Annotated in this window: 17 protein-coding genes; 12 read left to right on the top strand and 5 right to left on the bottom strand. The window is 72.4% G+C overall.

Annotated elements, in window-relative coordinates; all coding sequences use genetic code 11:
• Nucleotides 1-31 precede the first annotated feature (31 nt).
• The 7 genes from JIX56_RS36235 to cobI are packed head-to-tail and all read left to right on the top strand — an operon-like array spanning nt 32 to nt 11,091.
• Nucleotides 32-991 carry a cobalamin biosynthesis protein gene (locus JIX56_RS36235; protein WP_257546908.1) on the top strand — a complete coding sequence of 320 codons (960 nt, stop codon included), beginning with the start codon at nt 32-34 and terminating at the stop codon, nt 989-991.
• Nucleotides 988-2,514, top strand: a complete 1,527-nt coding sequence (locus tag JIX56_RS36230) for a cobyric acid synthase (protein ID WP_257546907.1) — start codon at nt 988-990, stop codon at nt 2,512-2,514. Before JIX56_RS36235 ends, JIX56_RS36230 begins: the two co-directional genes overlap by 4 nt.
• Nucleotides 2,511-6,167, top strand: coding sequence for a cobaltochelatase subunit CobN (gene cobN / locus JIX56_RS36225; protein ID WP_257546906.1), 3,657 nt, complete (start codon nt 2,511-2,513; stop codon nt 6,165-6,167). Before JIX56_RS36230 ends, cobN begins: the two co-directional genes overlap by 4 nt.
• Entirely contained in the window at nt 6,164-8,182 is a 2,019-nt protein-coding gene (locus tag JIX56_RS36220) for a putative cobaltochelatase (protein WP_257546905.1), read from the top strand. The genes cobN and JIX56_RS36220 overlap by 4 nt, the downstream gene beginning before the upstream one ends.
• On the top strand, nt 8,182-8,781 hold the full coding sequence (cobO, locus tag JIX56_RS36215; protein ID WP_257546904.1) for a cob(I)yrinic acid a,c-diamide adenosyltransferase: 600 nt from the start codon (nt 8,182-8,184) through the stop codon (nt 8,779-8,781). The genes JIX56_RS36220 and cobO overlap by 1 nt, the downstream gene beginning before the upstream one ends.
• A 4-nt stretch (nt 8,782-8,785) precedes the next feature.
• The gene (locus JIX56_RS36210; RefSeq protein WP_257546903.1) at nt 8,786-10,345 is read left to right on the top strand and encodes a cobyrinate a,c-diamide synthase; all 1,560 of its coding nucleotides are present in this window, start codon (nt 8,786-8,788) and stop codon (nt 10,343-10,345) included.
• Nucleotides 10,342-11,091, top strand: a complete 750-nt coding sequence (cobI, locus tag JIX56_RS36205) for a precorrin-2 C(20)-methyltransferase (RefSeq protein ID WP_257546902.1) — start codon at nt 10,342-10,344, stop codon at nt 11,089-11,091. Before JIX56_RS36210 ends, cobI begins: the two co-directional genes overlap by 4 nt.
• 20 nt (nt 11,092-11,111) lie before the next feature.
• Here the strand turns inward: cobI and JIX56_RS36200 are convergent, their stop codons facing one another.
• The gene (locus tag JIX56_RS36200; RefSeq protein WP_257546901.1) at nt 11,112-11,864 is read right to left on the bottom strand and encodes a ZIP family metal transporter; all 753 of its coding nucleotides are present in this window, start codon (nt 11,862-11,864) and stop codon (nt 11,112-11,114) included.
• Between the two features lie 184 nt (nt 11,865-12,048).
• On the opposite strand from JIX56_RS36200, the gene cobM reads away from it, so the two are divergent.
• Genes cobM through cobC form a run of 5 tightly spaced genes read left to right on the top strand, consistent with a single transcriptional unit; the run spans nt 12,049 to nt 16,909 of the window.
• Complete coding sequence (gene cobM / locus JIX56_RS36195; protein WP_257546900.1) at nt 12,049-12,921, top strand: precorrin-4 C(11)-methyltransferase; 873 nt, start codon at nt 12,049-12,051, stop codon at nt 12,919-12,921.
• Complete coding sequence (gene cobJ / locus JIX56_RS36190; protein WP_257546899.1) at nt 12,918-14,720, top strand: precorrin-3B C(17)-methyltransferase; 1,803 nt, start codon at nt 12,918-12,920, stop codon at nt 14,718-14,720. Before cobM ends, cobJ begins: the two co-directional genes overlap by 4 nt.
• Entirely contained in the window at nt 14,717-14,917 is a 201-nt protein-coding gene (locus JIX56_RS36185) for a hypothetical protein (RefSeq protein WP_257546898.1), read from the top strand. Before cobJ ends, JIX56_RS36185 begins: the two co-directional genes overlap by 4 nt.
• Nucleotides 14,914-15,843 (top strand): sirohydrochlorin chelatase, encoded by a 930-nt coding sequence (locus JIX56_RS36180; protein WP_257546897.1) that lies wholly within the window; start codon nt 14,914-14,916, stop codon nt 15,841-15,843. Before JIX56_RS36185 ends, JIX56_RS36180 begins: the two co-directional genes overlap by 4 nt.
• Nucleotides 15,833-16,909, top strand: coding sequence for an Rv2231c family pyridoxal phosphate-dependent protein CobC (gene cobC / locus JIX56_RS36175; RefSeq protein ID WP_257546896.1), 1,077 nt, complete (start codon nt 15,833-15,835; stop codon nt 16,907-16,909). Before JIX56_RS36180 ends, cobC begins: the two co-directional genes overlap by 11 nt.
• 58 nt (nt 16,910-16,967) lie before the next feature.
• Here cobC and JIX56_RS36170 read toward each other — a convergent pair whose 3' ends face one another.
• The 4 genes from JIX56_RS36170 to JIX56_RS36155 all read right to left on the bottom strand — a co-directional run bounded on the left by JIX56_RS36170 (nt 16,968) and on the right by JIX56_RS36155 (nt 22,534).
• Nucleotides 16,968-17,624, bottom strand: a complete 657-nt coding sequence (locus JIX56_RS36170) for a hypothetical protein (RefSeq protein ID WP_257546895.1) — start codon at nt 17,622-17,624, stop codon at nt 16,968-16,970.
• A gap of 159 nt (nt 17,625-17,783) precedes the next feature.
• A complete protein-coding gene (locus tag JIX56_RS36165) occupies nt 17,784-19,667 on the bottom strand; it encodes a DUF2264 domain-containing protein (protein WP_257546894.1) in 1,884 nt (627 codons plus the stop codon).
• A 97-nt stretch (nt 19,668-19,764) separates the two neighbouring features.
• The gene (locus tag JIX56_RS36160; protein ID WP_257551314.1) at nt 19,765-20,826 is read right to left on the bottom strand and encodes a LacI family DNA-binding transcriptional regulator; all 1,062 of its coding nucleotides are present in this window, start codon (nt 20,824-20,826) and stop codon (nt 19,765-19,767) included.
• A gap of 58 nt (nt 20,827-20,884) precedes the next feature.
• Nucleotides 20,885-22,534, bottom strand: a complete 1,650-nt coding sequence (locus JIX56_RS36155) for an extracellular solute-binding protein (RefSeq protein ID WP_257546893.1) — start codon at nt 22,532-22,534, stop codon at nt 20,885-20,887.
• Nucleotides 22,535-22,552 lie beyond the last annotated feature (18 nt).

Genomic DNA, 22,552 nt, shown 5'->3' with positions numbered 1-22,552 from the left:
TCCCTGCCCGACCCCGCGATCGGCTGAACCCGTGCGTGCCGATCGCGTCTTCGCGTGCGGCGCCGCCGCCGGGCTCCTCGGTGATCTGCTGCTCGGTGATCCGCGCCGGGGGCATCCGGTCGCCGCGTTCGGGCGGGCGGCGGGTGCCGTGGAGCGGGTGCTGTGGCGGGACCACCGGGGGTGGGGCGCGCTGCACACCGTCGTGTGCGCCGGTGGCGCTGCGGCGCTCGGTGCCGTCGCCGCGTCCGCCGTACGGCCGTCGCGTGCCGCCTCCGTGGCGTTGACCGGTGCCGCCACCTGGGCCGTCGTCGGGGGGACTTCGCTCGTGCGGGAGGCCCGGGCCGTGGGGCGGTTCCTCGAAGCCGGGGACATCGAGGGCGCGCGGGCCCGGCTGCCTCATCTGTGCGGGCGGGACCCTCAGGCGCTCGACTCGGACGGGATCGCGCGGGCTGTCGTGGAGTCCGTCGCCGAGAACACGTCGGACGCGGTGGTGGGGGCGCTCGTGTGGGGCGCCGTCGGTGGGGTGCCGGGGCTTGTGGGGTTCCGGGCCGTCAACACGCTGGATGCCATGGTCGGGCACAAGTCGTCGCGTTATCGGCGGTACGGGTGGGCTTCGGCTCGGCTGGACGATGTGGCGGGGTGGCCCGGGGCTCGGCTCACCGCGGTGTTGGCCGCGGCCGCGGGTGGGGATACGCGGGGGGCCGTTCGGGCTTGGCGGGCGGATGCGGGGAAGCATCCGAGTCCCAATGCGGGGCCTGTGGAGGCGTCGTTCGCGGGGGCGCTCGGTGTGCGGTTGGGGGGCACGTTGTCGTATGGGGGGCGGGTTGAGCATCGGCCTGTGCTGAATGGGGAGGGGCGGGCCGTGGCCGTGGGGGACATCGAGCGGGCTGCTCGGTTGTCCCGGCGGGTGAGTTGGCTGGCGTTGGGGGTCAGTGCGGGTGCGGCGGTGCTGCGGGGGCGGTTCGCGAAGCCGGCGGAGGGGGACTCATGAGCGGCAGTCGTTCCACCGGCGGTGGACTGCTCGTCGCCGGGACCACCTCCGATGCCGGGAAGAGTGTCGTCACCGCCGGGATCTGTCGGTGGCTGGTGCGGCGGGGGGTCAAGGTCGCGCCGTTCAAGGCGCAGAACATGTCGCTGAACTCCTTCGTGACGAGGGAAGGCGCCGAGATCGGGCGGGCGCAGGCGATGCAGGCGCAGGCTTGTCGGGTCGAGCCGACGGCGTTGATGAATCCCGTGCTGCTGAAGCCGGGGGGCGACCAGAGCAGTCAGGTCGTGCTCATGGGCAAACCGGTGGGCGAGATGAGCGCGCGTGGGTATCACGGCGGGCGGCAGCAGCGGCTGCTCGGGACCGTGCTGGACTGTCTCGCCGAGTTGCGGGGCACGTATGACGCGGTGATCTGTGAGGGGGCGGGCAGTCCTGCCGAGATCAATCTCCGGCGGACCGACATCGTCAACATGGGGATCGCCCGGAATGCCGGGCTTCCCGTGCTCGTCGTGGGCGACATCGATCGTGGTGGGGTTTTCGCGTCCTTCTTCGGGACCCTCGCGCTGCTGTCCCCCGAGGACCAGGCGCTCATCGCCGGGTTCCTCGTCAACAAGTTCCGGGGGGACGTCTCCCTGCTGGAGCCGGGGCTCGACATGCTGCACGGGCTCACCGGGCGGCACACGTACGGCGTGCTGCCCTTCCGGCACGGGCTCGGGATCGACGAGGAGGACGGACTTCGGGTCTCGCTGCGGGGGACGGTCCGGGAGTCGAATGTCGCGCCGCCCGTCGGGGAGGACGTGCTGCGGGTCGCGGTGTGCGCGATTCCGCTGATGTCCAACTTCACCGATGTGGACGCGCTCGCCGCCGAACCCGGTGTCGTCGTCCGGTTCGTGGACCGGGCCGAGGAGCTGGCCGACGCCGACCTCGTCGTCGTGCCGGGGACCCGGGGGACGGTCAGGGCGCTGGAGTGGCTGCGGGAGCGGGGGCTCGCCGACGCCCTCCTGCGCAGGGCCGCGGAGGGGCGGCCGACTCTCGGCATCTGCGGTGGGTTCCAGGTGCTCGGCGAGCACATCGAGGACGAGGTCGAGAGCCGCCGAGGCCATGTCGAAGGGCTCGGACTCCTTCCCGTCCGCGTGCGGTTCGCGCGGGAGAAGACGCTGACGCGGCCCGTCGGGGAGGCCCTCGGGGAGCGGGTCGACGGCTACGAGATCCATCACGGGGTCGCCGAAGTCGTCGGCGGTGACCCCTTCTTGGACGGGTGCCGGGTCGGGCAGACCTGGGGCACGCACTGGCACGGGTCGCTGGAGTCGGACGGGTTCCGGCGGGCCTTTCTGCGCGAGGTGGCGGCCGCCGCCGGGCGGCGTTTCGTGCCAGCCGCCGACACGTCGTTCGCCGCACTGCGCGAGGAGCAGTTGGACCGGCTCGGCGATCTGATCGAGGAACACGCGGACACGGACGCGCTCTGGCGGCTCATCGAGTCGGGCACGCCCACAGGACTGCCTTTCATTCCACCGGGAGCGCCCGCATGAGCACAGTGTTGTTGTTGTCGACCGCCGACACGGACCTGTTGGCGGCCAGGGCCGCGGTCGGCGCCTCGTACCGGATCGGGAATCCGACCCGGGTGGATGTGACGGACGAACTGCCGGGTCTCGTCGAGGGTGCGGACATCGCCGTCGTACGGCTGCTGGGGGGCAAGCGGGCCTGGGAGGACGGGCTCGCCGAGCTGAAGGCGTCGGGGATTCCGACCGTCCTGCTCGGTGGCGAGGCCGTGCCCGACGCCGAGTTGATGGCCGAGTCGTCCGTGCCCGCCGGTGTCGTGGCGGAGGCGCTGCGGTATCTGGTCGAGGGCGGGCCCGACAACCTCACCGAGCTGGCGCGGTTCCTGTCCGACACCGTGCTGCTGACGGGTGAGGGATTCGTCGAGCCACGGAAGATGCCGGAGTACGGCGTCCACGGCGAGCGTCCGTTCGTCGAGGGCCGCCCGACCGTCGGCGTGCTGTTCTACCGGGCCCATGAACTGAGCGGCAACACCGCCTTCGTGGACACCCTGTGTGACGCGATCGAGGCGCGGGGCGCCAACGCCCTTCCGGTGTACTGCGGTTCGCTGCGCGGAGCCGACGCCGGGCTGTACGAGACCCTGGCGAAGGCGGACACGCTGGTCGCCACCGTGCTCGCCGCCGGTGGCACGCATGCCTCGCAGGCATCGGCCGGCGGTGACGAGGAGGCCTGGGACATCGGGGCGCTCGCCGACCTCGACGTGCCTGTGCTGCAGGGGCTCTGCCTCACGTCGTCCAGGCAGGCCTGGGACGCGTCCGACGCCGCCCTCTCCCCCATGGACGCGGCGATGCAGGTCGCGATCCCGGAGTTCGACGGGCGGCTGATCACCGTGCCGTTCTCGTTCAAGGAGCAGGGGCCGGACGACGTCCCGGTGTACGTCGCCGACCCCGAGCGGGCCACCCGGGTCGCCGGAATCGCCGTACGGCACGCGCGGCTCAAGCACAAGCCGAACGCGGAGAAGAAACTCGCGCTCGTCTTCACCGCGTATCCGACCAAGCACTCGCGGGTCGGCAACGCGGTGGGGCTGGACACGCCCGCCTCGGCGGTGCGGGTGCTGGACGCGCTGAAGGACGCCGGGTACGGCGTCAGCGAATACCCCTCCCACGGCGACGAGTTGATCCACCGACTCATCAACGCCGGTGGTCACGACGTCGAGTGGCTCACCGAGGAGCAGCTTGCCGCCGCGCCCGCACGCGTGCCGCTCGCCGACTATCAGGTGTGGTTCGACACACTCGACCCGGGACTCCGGCAGGCCATGCTGGACGCGTGGGGCGAGCCGCCGGGCTCGCTGTACGTCGACGGGGACGACATCGTGCTCGCCTCGCTCCAGTTCGGGAACGTCGTCGTGATGATCCAGCCGCCGCGCGGCTTCGGCGAGAACCCGATCGCGATCTACCACGACCCGGACATGCCACCGTCGCACCACTACATGGCGGCGTACCGGTGGTTGGAGAACTCCTTCGGCGCGGACGCCGTCGTGCACATGGGCAAGCACGGGACCATGGAGTGGCTGCCGGGCAAGGGGCTGGGGCTCAGCGGCGGGTGCGCCCCGGACGCCGTCCTCGGTGAACTCCCCCTCGTCTACCCCTTCATCGTCAACGACCCCGGCGAGGGCACCCAGGCCAAGCGGCGCGGGCACGCCACCGTCGTCGACCATCTCGTACCGCCGATGGCGCGCGCGGACACGTACGGCGATCTGGCGAAACTGGAGCAGCTGCTCGACGAGTACGCGCTGGTCTCCGATCTGGACCCGGGGAAGGCGCCGGCCGTGCGGGCGCAGATCTGGACGCTGGTCAAGGCGGCCGAGCTGCACCACGACCTGCGTGTCGACGAGCAGCCGGACGACGAGGCGTTCGACGAGTTCGTCATGCACATCGACGGCTATCTGTGCGAGATCAAGGACGTGCAGATCCGGGACGGACTGCACATCCTCGGTGGCGGGCCCGTCGGCGAGCCGCGCGTCAATCTCGTGCTCGCCGTGCTGCGCGCCTCGCAGGTGTGGGGCGGCAGGGCGAACGCGCTGCCGGGGCTCCGGGCCTCCTTCGCGGCCCATTTCGGGCTCGTGGAGAAGGAGTTGCTGGCCGAGCCGGGGGCGCCGGTGAAGGTGCCGGCGGAGCTGACGCGGCTCGTCGAGGGGCCGTCGCGTACGGCCGCCGACGCGATCGATCTGCTGGAGCAGCTGTGCCGACGGGCCGCCGAGGGCCTGGAGGCACGGGAGTGGGACGTGGCGGCCGTGCCGGCGCTCGTCCGTGCGGTGCTGGGCACCGAACTCCCGGACGCCGTCGCGGTGTTGGAGTTCGCCTGCGAGGAGGTCGTGCCCCGTCTGGAGCGGACCACGGACGAGATCGGCCACATCCTCAAGGCGCTCGACGGCGGTTATGTCCCGGCGGGTCCGTCCGGTTCGCCGACGCGCGGGCTGGTCAATGTGCTCCCGACCGGCCGTAACTTCTACTCCGTGGACCCCAAGGCCATTCCGTCCCGGCTGAGTTGGGAGGTCGGGCAGTCGCTCGCCGACTCACTCGTGCAGCGGTATCTGACCGACACCGGGGCGTATCCGAAGTCCGTCGGGCTCACGGTGTGGGGGACGTCCGCGATGCGCACGCAGGGCGACGACATCGCGGAGATCCTGGCGCTGCTGGGGTGCCGTCCGGTGTGGGACGACGCGTCGCGCCGGGTGACCGGGTTCGAGGTGGTGCCGCTCGCGGAGCTGGGGCGGCCGCGCATCGACGTCACCGTGCGGATCTCGGGGTTCTTCCGGGACGCCTTCCCGCACGTGGTCGCGCTGATCGACGACGCCGTACGGGCCGTGGCCGAGCTGGACGAGCCCGCCGACTCCAACTACGTACGGGCGCATGTGGACGAGGACACCGCCGGGCACGGCGACCGGCGGCGGGCGACGGCCCGTGTCTTCGGGTCGAAGCCGGGAGCGTACGGGGCCGGGCTGCTGCCGCTGATCGACGCGCGCAACTGGCGGTCGGACGCGGATCTGGCCGAGGTGTACGCCGTCTGGGGCGGTTACGCCTACGGGCGCGGGCTCGACGGGCGGGCGGCGCGGGGGGACATGGAGACGGCGTTCAGGCGGATCGCCGTCGCCGCGAAGAACGTGGACACACGGGAGCACGACCTCGTCGACGCGGACGACTACTTCCAGTACCACGGCGGCATGGTCGCCATGGTGCGGCATCTGACGGGGACGAGCCCCGAGGCGTACGTCGGTGACTCGGCCGTACCCGACCAGGTGAAGACGCGGACGCTGGGCGAGGAGACGCACCGGGTGTTCCGGGCGCGGGTCGTCAACCCGCGCTGGATGGCGGCCATGCGGCGCCACGGCTACAAGGGCGCCTTCGAGATGGCGGCGACCGTCGACTACCTCTTCGGGTACGACGCGACGGCCGGGGTCGTGGACGACTGGATGTACGAGAAGCTCAGCGCGGAGTACGTCTTCGACGCGGAGAACCGTGACTTCATGAAGAAGTCCAACCCGTGGGCGCTCAGGGGCATCACCGAGCGTCTGCTGGAGGCCGCCGAGCGCGGTCTGTGGGCCGAGCCGGACGCCGACACGATCGAGCGGCTGCGGGCCACGTATCTGGAGCTTGAGGGCGATCTGGAAGGCGACGAAAAGTGAGTGTTCCGTTTCCGTTCACGGCGGTCGTCGGTCAGGACGACCTGCGGCTCGCGCTGCTGCTGAACGCCGTGTCGCCGGCCGTCGGCGGTGTGCTCGTGCGTGGCGAGAAGGGCACCGCCAAGTCCACCGCCGTGCGGGCGCTCTCGGCGTTGCTGCCGGAGGTGGAGGTCGTCGCCGGGTGCCGTTTCTCGTGCGACCCCGCGAAGCCGGACCCCGCGTGCCCGGACGGGCCGCACGAGCCGGCGTTCGAGACGCGGCCGTCGCGCATGGTCGAGCTGCCGGTCGGGGCCTCCGAGGACCGGCTCGTGGGCGCGCTGGACATCGAGCGGGCGCTCTCCGAGGGCGTGAAGGCGTTCGAGCCGGGGCTGCTCGCGGACGCGCACCGGGGGATCCTCTACGTCGACGAGGTGAACCTGCTCCACGACCACCTCGTCGACCTGCTGTTGGACGCCGCCGCGATGGGCGCCTCATATGTGGAGCGCGAGGGCGTCTCCGTACGGCATGCCTCGCGGTTCCTGCTCGTCGGGACGATGAACCCCGAAGAGGGCGAGCTGCGGCCGCAGTTGCTCGACCGGTTCGGCCTGACCGTCGAGGTCGCGGCCTCGCGGGAGCCGGACCAGCGGGTGGAGGTCGTACGGCGACGGCTCGCCTACGACGACGATCCGGACGGCTTCGCCGAGCGGTGGGCCGGTGAGGAGAGCGCCGTACGTCAACGCATCGTCGCCGCACGGGAGTTGCTGCCGTCGGTGGTCCTCGGTGACGGGGCGCTGCGGCAGATCGCGGCGACCTGCGCCGCCTTCGAGGTGGACGGTATGCGGGCCGACATCGTGATGGCCCGGACGGCCGGCGCGCTGGCCGCGTGGGCCGGGCGGACCGAGGTGCTGGCGGAGGACGTCCGGCAGGCGGCGCTGCTCGCGCTGCCGCACCGGCGGCGGCGGAACCCCTTCGACGCACCGGGCCTCGACGAGGACAAGCTCGACGAGACGCTGGAGGAGTTCGGCGGATCGTCGCAGGACGAGGATCCGGATCCCGGCCCCGACGGGCCCGGTGGTGGCGGGCAGCCGCCGTCCTCGGAGCCCGACGGGCCGCAGGGCGGTGACACCGGTGCGCAGCCGGAGGCCGGGGAGGGCGGGGAGCCGCAGCCCGCCGGGGCCGGTGCGGGTGAGCAGGCCGCGGCCAGGGCCGCCGAGCCCTTTCGTACGAAGGTGCTGAGTGTGCCGGGGCTCGGTGAGGGCGCCGCCGGGCGGCGTTCGCGGGCACGGACCGAGCACGGGCGCACGACCGGGGCGCGCCGGCCGCGCGGCACGCTGACCAAGCTGCATCTGGCGGCGACCGTGCAGGCCGCCGCGCCGCATCAGCGGGCGCGGGGGCGGTCCGGGCCGGGGCTGGTCGTCCGCCGTGACGATCTGCGGCAGGCGACCCGGGAGGGGCGTGAGGGAAACCTCGTGCTGTTCGTGGTCGACGCCTCCGGATCGATGGCCGCGCGGCAGCGGATGAGTGCCGTGAAGGGTGCGGTGCTGTCGCTGTTGCTGGACGCCTATCAGCGGCGGGACAAGGTGGGGCTGGTGACCTTCCGGGGGTCGGCCGCCGAGGTGGCGTTGCCGCCGACCTCGTCCGTGGACGCGGCGGCGGTCCGGCTGGAGTCGTTGCCCACCGGTGGCCGTACGCCGCTCGGCGCCGGGCTGCTCAAGGCGCACGACGTGCTGCGGGTGGAGCGGTTGCGGGATCCCGCGCGGCGGGCGTTGGTCGTGGTCGTGACGGACGGGCGTGCCACCGGAGGGCCCGAGCCGGTCGCGCTGGGCGCGCGGGCGGCCCGGCTGTTCGCCGCCGAGGGCATCGCCTCCGTGGTCGTCGACTGCGAGTCGGGGCCCGTGCGGCTGGGCCTCGCCGGGCAGCTCGCGGGTGAACTGGGGGGTACGGCGGTGACGTTGGACGAGCTTCGGGCGGACTCCATCGCCGGGCTGGTACGGGATGTACAGGGAACTTCGCACAGGACTTCTGGGAGGGCGGCGTAATGCCTCAGGGACAGCCGAGTGTCGTACCGGACGACGGACTGACGACGCGTCAGCGGCGCAATCGTCCGCTGGTCTTCGTGCACACGGGCATCGGGAAGGGCAAGTCCACCGCCGCGTTCGGGCTCGCCCTGCGTGCCTGGAACCAGGGGTGGCCGATCGGGGTGTTCCAGTTCGTCAAGTCGGCGAAGTGGAAGGTCGGCGAGGAGAACGCGCTGCGGGTGCTCGGCGCCAGCGGTGAGGGCGGGTCCGTCGACTGGCACAAGATGGGCGAGGGCTGGTCGTGGGTGCAGCGCGACGGTCAGATGGACAACGAGGAGAAGGCCCGGGAGGGCTGGGAGCAGGTCAAGCGGGACCTGGCGGCGGAGACGTACAAGCTGTATGTCCTCGACGAGTTCGCGTACCCGATGCACTGGGGGTGGGTGGACACGGACGAGGTCGTGGACGTGCTGCGGAACCGGCCGGGCACCCAGCATGTCGTCATCACCGGGCGGAACGCGCCCGAGAAGCTCGTCGACTTCGCGGACCTCGTGACCGACATGTCGAAGGTCAAGCACCCCATGGACGCGGGCCAGAAGGGCCAGCGGGGCATCGAGTGGTGACGTCGTGATCTCCTCCTCCCCGTCCTTCGCCTCGTCCTCCGTGCCCCGGCTGGTCGTCGCCGCGCCCTCATCGGGCAGCGGCAAGACCACCGTGGCCACGGGGCTGATGGCCGCGCTCACCGCGCGGGGGCTCGTCGTGTCCCCGCACAAGGTGGGGCCGGACTACATCGATCCCGGGTATCACGCGCTCGCGAGCGGGCGGGTGGGGCGGAACCTCGACGCGTATCTGTGCGGGCCGGAACTGGTCGCGCCGCTGTTCGCGCACGGGGCACGCGGGTGCGACATCGCCGTCGTCGAGGGTGTGATGGGGATGTACGACGGGGCCGCGGGGGAAGGGGAGTTGGCGTCCACCGCGCATGTGGCGAAGCTGCTGCGTGCGCCGGTGGTGCTCGTCGTGGACGCGTCGTCGCAGTCGCGGTCCGTGGCGGCGCTGGTGCACGGGTTCGTCTCCTGGGATCCGGAGGTGCGGGTCGGGGGCGTCATCCTCAACAAGGTCGCGTCGGACCGGCACGAGGAGTTGCTGCGGGACGCGTTGGACTCGGCCGGGGTGCCGGTCCTCGGGGTGCTGCGGCGGGCTCCTCAGGTGGACACGCCGTCCAGGCATCTGGGGCTGGTGCCGGTGGCCGAGCGGCAGGCGGCGGCGGTGGAGGCCGTGGGGGCGATGGCGGCGCAGGTGAGTGCGGGATGCGATCTGGCGGCGTTGGTCGCGCTGGCCCGGAGTGCGGGAGCGTTGTCGGGTGCGGCCTGGGATGCGGCTGAGGCGGTGGCTTCCTCGCCCCCGCCGCCCCTTCCCGTCCCAACCCTGGGGGCTGCGCCCCCAGACCCCCGCCATCGGCCTGAACGGCCTCGTCCTCAAACGCCGGACGGGCTGAGACTGCCTGCGCCGGCGCCGAACAGCGAAGCCCACAGCGGGTGGGTGGGGGGCCCGGATGGCGCTGCTCCTCGTCCAACGCTGGGCGGGGCGCCGGTGATCGCCGTTGCCGGTGGGGCGGCTTTTACGTTCTCCTATGCGGAACACATCGAGCTGCTGGCCGCCGCCGGTGCCGAAGTCGTCACCTTCGATCCGCTTCGGGACGAGCAACTGCCCGAGGGGACACGGGGGTTGGTCATCGGGGGTGGGTTTCCGGAGGTCTACGCCGCCGAGCTGTCCGCCAATGAGCCGTTGCGGAAGGCCGTCGCCGAGTTGGCGCTGAGCGGGGCGCCTGTCGCCGCCGAGTGTGCGGGGCTGCTGTATCTCTGTCGGGAGCTGGACGGGCAGCCCATGTGCGGGGTGCTCGACGCCACGGCCCGGATGGATACGCGGCTCACCCTCGGGTATCGGGACGCGGTGGCCATCGGCGACAGTGTGCTGGCGGTGGCGGGGACGCGGATGCGGGGGCACGAGTTCCACCGGACGGTCGTCGAGCCGGGGGCCGGGCCGGCTCCCGCCTGGGGGGTACGGACCCCTCGGCGGCGGGTCGAAGGTTTCGTACAGCGCGGTGTGCACGCGAGTTATCTGCACACGCACTGGGCGTCCGAGCCCGGTGTCGCCCGTCGGTTCGTGGAGAGGTGCCGGACGTCATGAGCAGCAGGCTGATCGGAGTCGGGGTCGGGCCCGGTGACCCGGAGCTGGTGACCGTGAAGGGCGTCAACGCGCTGCGGGCCGCCGATGTCGTCGTCGTACCGGTGATGGCCGCACCTGATGGAAAGGATGGCGGGGAGCGCGGGCGTGCCGAGGCGACCGTGCTGCAGTACGTGGGCGAGGAGAAGGTCGTCCGGGTCGTGTTCGCTCTGAACGAGCGGAGCGACCGGGCGCGGCGCGAGGCCGCCTGGGACGCCGCCGGGGAGCGCGTCGCCCAGTTGCTCAAGGAGCATACGAGCGTCGCGTTCGCCACGATCGGCGACCCCAACGTGTACTCCACCTTCACCTATCTCGCCCAGACCATCGGGGAGCTGGTGCCGGGGACCGTCGTCGAGACCGTGCCCGGTATCACCGCGATGCAGGACCTCGCCGCGCGCTCCGGTGCCGTCCTGACCGAGGGGACCGAACCGCTCACGCTCGTGCCGGTCACCGCGGGGGCGGCCGTGCTGAAGGACGCCCTGAACGGGCCGGGGACCGTGGTGGCGTACAAGTTCGGGCGGCAGGCGCAGGCCGTCGTCGAGGCGCTGCGGGAGACCGGGCGGATCGAGGACGCCGTGTGGGGGTCCGCGCTGGGGCTGGCCGAGGAGTCCATCCAGGCCGCCGGCGAACTGGACGGCCGGCCCCTCCCCTACCTCTCCACCCTCATCGCGCCCGCCCGGCGCGACGGCGGACGCGGCGGGAAGCTGTGACCGGTTTCCCGGACATCCGCTCACTCCGCCACGCCCACCACCAGCCAGATGAAGGCCACCCCGGCGATCGTGCACAGCAGGGTGGAGCGGGCCGGGTGTTCGTGGTGGGCCTCGGGGAGGATCTCGGCGGCGGCGAGGTGGAGCAGCGCGCCGCCGAAGAAGCCGAGGTAGCAGCCGAGGGGGCCCTCCGGGATCGTGAACAGAAGGGTGGACGCGGCTCCCGCCACCGGGACGGCCGCGTCCGCGAACAGCATCGCGAGCGCGCGGCGGCGGGCGTTGCCGTACACGCTCGTCAGCGTGTACGTGTTGAAGCCGTCCGCGAAGTCGTGGGCGATCACCGCGAGCGCGACGGCGATGCCCATGCCCTCGCCGATCTGGAAGGCCGCGCCCATGGCCACGGCGTCCATGGCGCTGTGCCCGACCATCGCGGCCGCGGCCGTCAGACCGACCTGGGGCGTACGGCCGTTGTGCTCCTGCGCGCCGTGCGCCGCCTGTCGTGCGGCCAGCAGGCGTTCCACCAGGTGGGCCAGGAGGAAGCCGGCGACGAACAGCAGGAGGGCGGCGGGTACGCCGCATACGTCCTCGCTGCCGTCGGCGGCCTCCAACGCCTCCGGCAGGAGGTCGAGGCCGACCACGCCCAGCATCAGGCCGCCGGCGAGGCCCGGCACGAGGTGACGGCGGTCCGTCACGCATTGGGCCGTCCAGCCGCCGAGCAGCGTCATGAGGGGCCTTCCCGCCCCCGCGAACGCGCCGAGTGCCACGAAGGCAGCCATGGGTCTTTGCTGCCGGAAGAGCTGGGCCTCTTGGGTGCGGCGCCCCCAGGCTGCGGCTCGCTTGTGAGACCGGCTGTCGGCTGCCGGTCCGTTGTGGCTTGTCGCACCCACGCGGCGGAGCCGCATATGTCACAGCCCCGCGCCCCTTTGGGGCGCTACACCCCCCAGAGAGGACCGATCCCCCATGGCTGCTGACACCGGCAAAGTCACCTTCGTCGGGGCCGGGCCCGGGGCCGCTGATCTGTTGACGTTCCGGGCCGCGCGGGCGATCGCGGAGGCGGATGTCGTGATCTGGGCGGCGAGTCTGGTGCAGGCGGAGGTGCTCGATCACGCGCGGGAGGGGGCGGAGATCCTCGACTCGGCGGTCATGTCGCTGGAGGACGTCGTCGCCGTGTACGAGCGGGCCGTCGAGGAAGGGCTGAAGGTCGCCCGTATCCACTCCGGGGATCCGGCGCTGTGGGGCGGTACGCAGGAGCAGCTGGACCGGTGTCGTGCCGTCGGGATCGCGACCGAGGTGATTCCCGGGGTGTCCTCCTTCTCCGCCGTCGCCGCGCTCGCGCAGCGCGAGTTGACGATTCCGGAGGTCGCGCAGTCCGTGATCCTCACCCGGCTCGGCGGCGGAAAGACGCCCATGCCGCCGGGCGAGGAGGTACGGGAGTTCGCGCGGCACGGTACGACCATGGCGGTGTTCCTGTCCGCCGCGCGCAGCGGGCAGTTGGTGCGGGAGCTGCTGGAGGGCGGCTATCCGACGTCGACGCCCGTGGTCGTCGCGTATCAGGCGACCTGGCCCGAGGAACTGGTCGTGAAGTGCACGATCGGCACGCTGGAGGAGACCGTCAAGGAGCACAGGCTCTGGAAGCACACCCTCTTCCTGGTCGGCCCGGCCCTCGACGCCCAGGGCACCCGCTCGCACCTCTACCACCCGGGCCACTTCCACGGGTACCGCAAGGCCGATCCGGCCGCCCGCAAGGCCCTGCGCGAGGCGACCCGCGAGGCGCGTCGCGCGACGGCTTCGGAGGCGACGCCCGAGACACGGAACGAAGGAGTTGCTCAGTGATCGGCCTCATTTCCGCCACCGCGGCGGGGGCGGCCGCGCGGGACCGGCTGGCCGCCGCGTGGCCGGGCCGGGTGCGCGTGTACGACGGCCCCGTCGGCGACTCCGTACGGGCCGCGTTCGCCGAGTGCGGGCAACTCGTGTGCTTCCTCGCCACGGGGGCCGTGGTGCGGCTGGTCGCGCCGCTGTTGGGGGACAAGGAGTCCGACCCGGGTGTGGTCTGCGTCGACGAGGGCGGGCGGTTCGCCGTCTCGCTGGTCGGCGGGCATGCGGGTGGGGCCAATGAACTCGCCCTGGAGGTGGGCGAGTTGCTGGGGGCGCAGCCTGTGGTGACCACCGCCACGGATGCGGTGGGGGTGCCTGGGCTGGACACGCTTGGGCTGCCTGTGGAGGGGGATGTCGCCGGGGTTGCTCGGGCCGTGCTCGATGGGGAGGCCGTTGAGCTGGACTTGGAGGTGGGCTGGCCTCTGCCCGCGTTGCCGTCGAATGTGAGGCGGCGCCCGGCGCTCGACGCGGTGCCGACCCCCAGCCCCACCCCGCGCAGCGGACCGGCGATCCACGTGACCGACCGCCTGCTCGACACCGATCGCCCGCACGACACCGACGGCTCACTCGACACCGACCGCCTGCCCGAGGCCGGCGAAGCCCGGGTCGTCCTCCGTCCGCCGTCCCTCGTCGTCGGCGTCGGTGCCTCCAAGGGAGCCCCGGTCGACGAGATCCTCGACCTCGTCCGCCGTACCCTCCATGACGCCGGCCTCTCCCCCCAGTCCCTCGGCGAGCTCGCCACCGTCGACGCCAAGGCCGACGAACCCGGTGTCGTCGAGGCGGCCGGCCGGCTCGGTGTGCCCCTGGTGACCTACTCCGCCGAGGAGTTGGCGGCGGTCGAGGTGCCCAACCCCTCCGACGCTCCCCTCGCCGCCGTGGGCACCCCCTCCGTCGCCGAGGCCGCCGCGCTCGTACGCGGCGGTGAACTGCTCGTGCCCAAGCGGAAGTCGGAGCGGGCGGACGGGCGGCCGGCGATGGCGACGTGCGCTGTCGTGCGGCGGCCGGCGCGGGGGCGGCTCGCGGTGGTCGGGCTGGGGCCCGGCGCCCGGGATCTGCTGACGCCGCGTGCCAGGGCCGAACTCCGGCGCGCCTCCGTACTGGTGGGGCTCGACCAGTACGTGGACCAGATCCGCGATCTGCTGCGGCCCGGCACCCGGATCCTGGAGTCCGGGCTCGGCGCGGAGGAGGAACGGGCGCGGACGGCGGTGGAGGAGGCCCGGAAGGGGCAGGCCGTCGCGCTGATCGGGAGCGGGGACGCGGGGGTGTACGCCATGGCGTCGCCCGCGCTCGCCGAGGCCTCCGACGACATCGACGTGATCGGCGTGCCCGGTGTCACGGCCGCGCTCGCCGCCGCCGCGATCCTCGGCGCACCCCTCGGGCACGACCATGTCTCGATCAGCCTGTCCGATCTGCACACGCCGTGGGAGGTCATCGAGCGGCGGGTGCGGGCGGCGGCCGAGGCGGACATCGTGGTGACGTTCTACAACCCGCGCAGCCGGGGCCGGGACTGGCAGCTGCCGAAGGCGCTCTCGATCCTGGCCGAGCACCGGGAGCCGACGACGCCCGTCGGTGTCGTACGCAACGCCTCACGGCCGGACGGAACGAGCCGGCTGACGACCCTGGCCTCGCTGGATCCGGCGACGGTCGACATGATGACCGTCGTGACCGTGGGCAACACGGCGACCCGGGAGATCGCGGGGCGCATGGTGACGCCGCGCGGCTACCGCTGGCAGGAGAACCCGGAGGGCGCCCGGTGAACCGTGAGGACCGCTCGACCGCCGTCGGCGGCGTGTCCGGGGCGGGTGTGGCGGCGGTGGTCGCCGCCACACTCGACGCCCTGCCGCACGCCCCTGTTCCCTACTTCGATGTTCCCTACTTCGATGTTCCCTGCTCCGACGTTCGCTGCTCCGATGTTCGCTGCTCCGATGTTCCATATGCCGAGGAGAAATCGTGACCACCCCGCCGCCCGCCCTGCTCATCGCCGGTCATGGCACCCGGGACGATGCCGGGGCCGAGGCGTTCCGCGACTTCGTACGGGAGCTGGGGCGCCGCCATCCCGAGCTGCCCGTCGCGGGCGGTTTCATCGAGCTGTCGCCGCCGCCGCTGGGCGAGGCCGTGACCGAGCTGGTGGAGCGGGGGGTGCGGCGGTTCGCCGCCGTCCCGCTGATGCTGGTGTCCGCCGGGCACGCCAAGGGGGACATCCCGGCCGCGCTGGCCCGGGAGAAGGAGCGGCACCCGGGGATCTCGTACACCTATGGCCGTCCGCTGGGCCCGCACCCGGCGCTGCTCCGTGTGCTGGAGCGGCGGCTGGACGAGGCGCTCGGCGGAGACGGCCGTACCCCGGGCGACCGGGCAGATGTGACCGTGCTGCTCGTCGGACGCGGGTCCACCGACCCCGACGCCAACGCCGAGGTGCACAAGGCGGCCCGGCTGCTGTGGGAAGGGCGCGGGTACGCGGGTGTGGAGACGGCGTTCGTGTCGCTGGCGGCGCCGGACGTGCCGAGCGGCCTCGACCGGTGTGTGAAGCTGGGTGCCCGGCGGATCGTGGTGCTGCCGTACTTCCTGTTCACCGGAATCCTGCCGGACCGGGTGCGGAACCAGACCGAGGGCTGGGCTGCCGCGCATCCGGAGATCGAGGTACGGTCGGCCGATGTCATCGGACCGGAACCGGAGTTGCTCGATCTGGTCATGGAGCGGTACCGGGAGGCGCTGGCGGGCGATCTGCGCATGAACTGCGACTCCTGCGTCTACCGCGTCGCCCTGCCCGGCTTCGAGGACAAGGTGGGGCTGCCGCAGCAGCCGCACTTCCACCCGGACGACGACGGGCACCACGGCCACCACCATCACCACGGGGGACACGCGCACTCCCATGCACACTGAACCGGACACCGCGAGCGGCCACGACCTACGGCATCACGGCGATGCCGAGGTCCGGGACGACGGGGCGAGACTCATCGATCTCGCCGTGAACGTCCGGGCCGACACACCGCCCGCCTGGCTGCGGGAGCGGATCGCCGAGTCGCTGACCGGACTGGCCGCCTACCCGGACGGGCGCGTCGCCCGGGCGGCGGTGGCGGCCCGGCACGGGCTGCCGACGGAGCGCGTGCTGCTCACGGCGGGTGCCGCCGAGGCCTTCGTGCTGCTCGCGCGCGCCCTCAAAGTCCACCAACCGGTGGTCGTGCACCCGCAGTTCACGGAACCGGAGGCCGCGCTGCGGGACGCCGGGCACACCGTGGACCGGGTGCTGCTGCGGGAGTCTGACGGCTTCCGCCTGGACCCGGCGGCCGTGCCGGAGGACGCGGACCTGGTCGTCATCGGCAACCCGACCAATCCGACGTCGGTACTGCACCCGGCGGCGTCCATCGCCCGACTCGCCAGGCCGGGGCGGATGCTGGTGGTCGACGAGGCGTTCATGGACGCGGTGCCGGGTGAGCGCGAGGCGCTGGCCGGACGGACGGACGTGCCCGGCCTCGTCGTGCTGCGCAGCCTCACCAAGACATGGGGGCTGGCCGGTCTGCGGATCGGCTACGTCCTCGCCGCGCCCGAGACGATAGCCGAGCTGGAGCGTGCCCAGCCCCTGTGGCCGGTGTCCACGCCCGCTCTCGCGGCGGCCGAGGCGTGTGTGTCGGACCGGGCCCTGGCGGAGGCGTCCGCCGCGGCCGACCGGATCGCCGCCGACCGTGCCCATCTGGTCGCCGGGCTCCAGGAGTTCGGCCCCGACGGACTCGTCGTGGCCGAGCCCGCCGAGGGCCCGTTCGTCCTGGTCCGCCTGCCCCGCGCGGCGGCCGTACGACGCCATCTGCGCAACCTCGGCTTCGCCGTCCGTCGCGGCGACACCTTCCCGGGGCTGGACGAGGAATGGCTGCGCCTGGCGGTCCGCGACCGGACCACGGTCAACGGCTTCCTCCAGGCACTGGACCAAGCCATGACACTGGCGGACCGCTGAGCGGAGGGGCTCAGCGGTCCGCCGGGGACCAGGTGGGTCAGGCGTCAGGCGTCAGGCGTCAGCAGGAAGAGCTGTGCCTGCAGGCGATCTTCACGCCCATCTTGTGGTTGAAGTCCTGCCATTTGCCGCGCGCGAACGACTTGTTGACGCCGTCCGGAACGCTCGGCTTCGCGACGTAGGCCCAGACGTGGAGCTTCAGGTAGCCGGTCTTCGCATCGTTGTAGAACTGGAAGTAGACCTTGGAGCCCGCGCCGTCGAAGTGGCCCTTCTGCGCGACGAAGTACCAGCCGTTCTTCATGCCCTTCGTGTAGAACTTGACCGGTGCGTTCTTACAGCCGAAGGAGCCGGCCGCGCACGCCTTCAGCTTGATCAGCTGCCCCTCCTTGGGGTACTTCTTCGGCGCGTTCTTGACGGGGAACGTGCAGTTGAAGCACTTCTTCAGCTCCTGCATCGGCTCCTTGGCACTCCAGGGCCGGCCGATGTACTTGGCGTTGTTGGGCTTCACGTGGAAGCGCCAGTCGTAGAGCTTGCGCAGCTTCGGGCCGGCCGCGGCGGCCGTGGCCTCCTGCTCCGCGACCGCCGTCTGGGTCTTCTTGGCGACCGTGGCATGGGCGTTGGCGGACGCCGCGCCGGCCGGGGCGAGGACCGCGAGCATGGCGGCCCCCGCGACCGCCAGGGTCGACAGTTTGCGGGTGAGGAACGAACGGTTGAGCACGAAGGTCTCCTTGGGGTGGACGCACACTGAGGCGGATGTGCGGTGCGCAACCAAGGTAGGGATCTCACAGGTTTCCCAAAATTGTCCCTTCGGCCACTGCCCCTAAGGGAGCGTCAACTCCTGGGACAACTCCTGGGACATCTACGGCGTTTCATCGCATCACACGTGCTCCCGGGTGCCGTCCGGGAAGCGGACGTCCACGGTTCCGTCGATGTCGACGGCCGCACTCGCCCCCGTGTACGACACGTGCGGGTCGCCGCTGAGGATGACGAGCGTGACCAGGAGCGGAGCGGCGTTCCCCTCGAGCACGGGCGTCGCCGAGTGGCGACCGTACGCGTTGGCGTCGCGGGCCCGAACGACGGCACCGGGCCCGCTCCAGCCGTGCAGGCCCACGATCACGCTGGTCAGGCCGTCCGCGCGACGGGCCGACGCCCGGGGCCCCGGCCCGGCCTCCCCCACGGGCGGCGCCGCGTCGTCGGCCACGGCCCACCCCCCTTCCCGTACGGCCGTCCCGGACGGTACGTCGAGACGGTGCACCCGCACCTCCCACGGGCCGTGCACCACACTGACCGTCTCGACGCGGTGCCCCAGGGCTTCGTGCCAGGAGGCGGCTCGGCGGCCGTCGACGCCGAGCGGGTGGATACGGCCGCGCGGGGAAGGTGTGCCGTCCGGGGCGAAAAGGGCGAGGTGGTTGTCGGGGCCGGTCGGGGTCTCGGGCGCGGTGCCGCTGGAGTAGGCGAACTTGGCATAGTGCGGGCTGTCGTCGGCCGTCGCGGGCGGGGGCGGTAACCGGTCGCTGCCGTGGTTGACGAGCCGTACGAGCCCGTCGGCGGCGGTGGAGTGCAGCAGCCAGCCGGGGCCGGGCAGGGCCAGCGTCGTGTCGGCCGTGTCGACGGGCGCGGGCTCCTCCGGCGCCGTCCACACGGGGTGGCTCTCGGGGAGGAGGAGGCCGAGGAAGGCCTTGCTCGCCCAGTACGGGGAGGCGGGCCCCGAGTAGCGCTGGGTGACGGGGAGGAAGGGCCGGTACCAGCCCAGCGTGAGCAGGCCCCGCTCGTCGGGCGCACCGCGTTCCGCGAAGTGCCTCAGGGCACCGGAGGCGAGCCGGCGGGTACGGCCGGGCGGCAGGGGCGTGGCGTCGGCGAGGGCACCCGCCCACAGCGGGGCGGTGGTCGCGAAGCGGTAGGTGAGCGAACGGCCCTGGTGCAGTGGTGCCCCGTCGGCGCCGAAGAAGTGCTGGTGGGCGGCGAGGAATTCACGCAGCCGCGCACGGTGGCGTGCCACCCGCCCGGGGTCCGCCCTCGGCCCCGCGATCCGCGCCCACAGCACCGGATACAGATGCAGCGCCCACCCGTTGTAGTAGTCGAACTTCCGCCCGTCGCCGTCGGTGTACCAGCCGCCGCCCCGGTACCAGTCCTCCAGCCGGGCGAGCCCCGATTCGATCTCGTCCCGGCTGTGCGGGGCGCCGACCGAGGCGAGGAACTCCTCGGTGATCACCTGGAAGAGCCGCCAGTTGGAGTCGTTGACGTCCGCCCCGACGAAGCCGCCGAGCCAGTCGGTCACCCGGCCGCGTACGGCGTCGTCGAGGTGGTCCCACAGCCACGGGCGGGTCTCATGCAGCGCGATCGCGATCGACGCGGCCTCCACCATGGGCTGCGCCCGGTCGGTGATGGCTGGCCACCGCTCCTCCCCGCCGCACGGATCGGTCCCGGCGGCTAGCCCGGCCGCGTACCGCTCGATCAGGGCAGGCCCGACCCGCCCTTCCGATCCCGCGATCCGGAAGGCGGCGAGCAGGAAGGAACGGGCGAAGCCCTCCAGCCCGTCGGACAAGGGCCCGGAGTGACTGGCCCGCCCCGGCAGCCGGTACTGGGCCAGCCCCGGCGACGCGTACGGCACCAGCCCGTCCAGCAGCCGATCGGCGACGGCCTCCCAGTGGGCGCGGGTCCAGCCGGTGAGGGGGGAGAGGGCGTGGTCGGGTGGGGGCAGGGAGGGGAGGTTGGTCAGGAAGGTCGGATCATCGGGAAGCGACACAAAGGGCGCGGTCATACGGGGGTGGGTCCTCCGGTGAGTTGTGGTCAAGGGCGGGCAGCGCCCCGATAGGGGCGCGGGGAACTGCGCGACCAGCCACACACGACCCGCACTGTCACGACGGCTCTCCTGGGGGAGCGACACTGCGGCGTACGACTATGTGTGTGCCCAACAGATGGTGGCTCCCCGCGGCATGCTCCGGATCACGCAGAGCGATCCGCACAGCCGCCCGCCCCAGCTCCTCCGCAGGCGTGCGAACCGTGGTCAGCGGCGGGTTGAAGTCCTCGGCCAAGGGGATGTCGTTGTACCCGACGACCGACACGTCCTCGGGGACACGAAACCCCGCGTCGGCGATCGCGCGGAGCGCCCCCGCCGCGACCATGTCGTCCCCCGCGAACACGGCCGTGAACTCCCTTGTTTCTTTGAGGAGTTCGGTCATCGCACGCAGCCCGGCAGCGCGACCGAGGCCGCAGTCCACCACCCGCGCGGCCGCCGGAGGCAACCCGTGCTCGGCCAGCGCGGCCCGGTACCCCGCGACGCGGGCGTCGAGCGCGGTGTTCCCGGGCAGCCCGCCGAGGAAGACGATCCGGCGGTGCCCGGCCGACAGCAGATGCCCGGTGATCGCCCGCGCCCCGGCCTCGTTGTCGAACTCGACGACCAGCGCCGGGATATCGGGATCCGGGGCCGGCCGCCCGCACAGCACCAGCCGGGCGCCGGAGGAGTCCAGGGCCTGCGCGTACTGGGCCACGCGTGAGCGGTACGCGTCGTCCTCGACGACCCCGCCGACGAGGATCACCAGGCGTGCCCCCTCCTCCCGCATGAGCCGCACGAAGTCCATCTCCCGCTGCGGATCACCGCCCGTGGCGCCGACCACGCACAGCCAGCCCCGGTCGGCGGCCTCCGCCTCCACGCCCTCGGCGACCTGGGCGTAGAAGGGGCTGGTGACCTGGCGGACGACGACGGCGGCCATCTTGCGGCCGCCGCCGACCAGGGCGCGGGCGTGCGCGTTGGCGACGTAGTCGAGCTCGCGGGCGGCGCGCAGGACGCGGGCCCGGGTGGCGGCGGGCACCGGATGGTTGCCGCTGAGCGCGCGGGAGGCGGTGGCCATCGACACCCCGGCCCGCTCGGCGACCTCCCGGATCGTGACCCGCCCCTTGGACACCTTGTCGTTCCCCATCCCCCGCAACTGCCTTTCCAGGAAAGTCCGTTCCATGCCGACCGGCGGCCGGCCGCGCTCACGTGTTGGCCGCGTGGTCCTTCGCGAACTCCTCGGCCATTCTGTCGCCGCCCCGCTGGCGCCACTTCTTCACGGTCGCGTCCCACTCGGAGAGCGGGAGGCGCCCGGCGATGATGCCGGTGACCGTGTCGTCGACGAGAGCCTTGAGTGTGGTGCCCTGGGAGTTCTTCGTGGCGGACTGGAGACCGAAGGAGGCGTTGCGGATGGCGTGCGGCACGACCTTCCGCTGCCAGGTGTGCAGGGCCCGTACGGCGTCCGGCATGCCCGGCACGAACAGCACCTGGGGGCCCTCGGCGAGGTACTTCAGCGGCAGGTTGGTGTTGTTCTCGACCTCGCCGAGCTTGGTGGCCTGCGGGGAGCCGTCCGCGCCACGGGTGAAGTGGGTGCCCTCGACGCCGTAGTGGACGAGTTCCCACTCCTCGCTGCCGAAGGGGGCGGCGAGGTAGTCGAGGATGCGCAGCAGCAGCTCGATCCGTTCCTTCTTGGCCTTCTTCAGCACGGTGTAGCCGAAGGAGCGGCGGGCGGCGTTGATGCCACCGGGCTCACCGCCGACGCTGTACGGGAGGGCCGCCGCCGGGGTCAACTTGCCTTTGCTCTCGCGGTACTTGGGGAGGTACGCGCCGAAGCCGTCCTGCATGGAGCCGACCGTGCCGTTGTAGTACAGGGTGGTCAGGTCGATCTGGGAGACGGACGTGGCGTCGGGGTGGTACGAGCCGTCCTCGCGCAGCCGGGTCTGGAAGGCGATCGCCGCCTTGTAGCGTTCGTCGGCCCAGGCCGGCTGGAAGGTGCCGTCCTTGGTGACGGCCCACTCCTGGGGTGCGTTGTGGGCGGCGCCGTGGAAGGCGTTGCCGAAGTTGGAGGCCGCGGCGGCGCCGAGGGCGTAGGTGCGGCCACCGGTGGCGCGCTTGGCGACGGCCGCGAAGTCGTCGGCGGTCCACCCCTCCTTCATGCCGGCGTCGGTGAACATGCCCTGGTTGAGCCAGAGCGTGGAGCCGGGCAGCGGGCGCTCCAGCGGGATGCCGTAGATGAGGCCGCCGATGCGGCCCATGTCGCGCCAGGCGTGGGTGGGGATGTTCGCGAGGTTCGGGTAGTCGGCGATCGCGTTCCCGGAGAGGAACGGGGTCAGGTCCTCGGCCCGGCGCCGTACGAACTCGGGCTCGCGGGGCAAGACGAAGCCGGAGAAGATGTTCATGATGTCCGGCAGGGTGTCGGCGTCGCCCGCCATCACCGTCGCCATCTTCTTCTGGTAGTCGGCCTGGGAGATGATCGTGTACTCGATCTTCACCCCGAGGGCCTTCTCCACCGCCGCCCAGAACCGATTGGCCGAGGCGGGCTTGGGCGGCGTACCGAACGACACCGACATGACCTTGACCGTGGAGCCGTCGCCCGGCGTGCGGGAGACCGACTTGGCCAGGTCGGCGGGGTAGGCGGTGTAGCCCGCCTGGACGCCGGCCTCGGTGGGCGCGAGGTCGGGCTTCGGGCCGCGCGCGGGAGCGTACGTCGGCCAGGGCGCGAGCTTCTTGCCGGCGCTGGAGACGTCGCTGTCGCCCGAGCCGGTGGAGCAGGCGGTCAGCAGGGAGGGGGCGGCGGCTGCGGCGCCGCCGACGGCCATGGAGCGGAGCAGGGTGCGGCGGGACATGCGGGGCATGGGTGGATCACCTCGTGT

The organism is Streptomyces sp. CA-210063, assembly GCF_024612015.1.
Classification (GTDB): Bacteria; Actinomycetota; Actinomycetes; order Streptomycetales; family Streptomycetaceae; genus Streptomyces.
The sequence above is the reverse complement of the archived record's forward strand: the minus strand, read 5'-3'. Positions and strand labels throughout refer to the sequence as shown.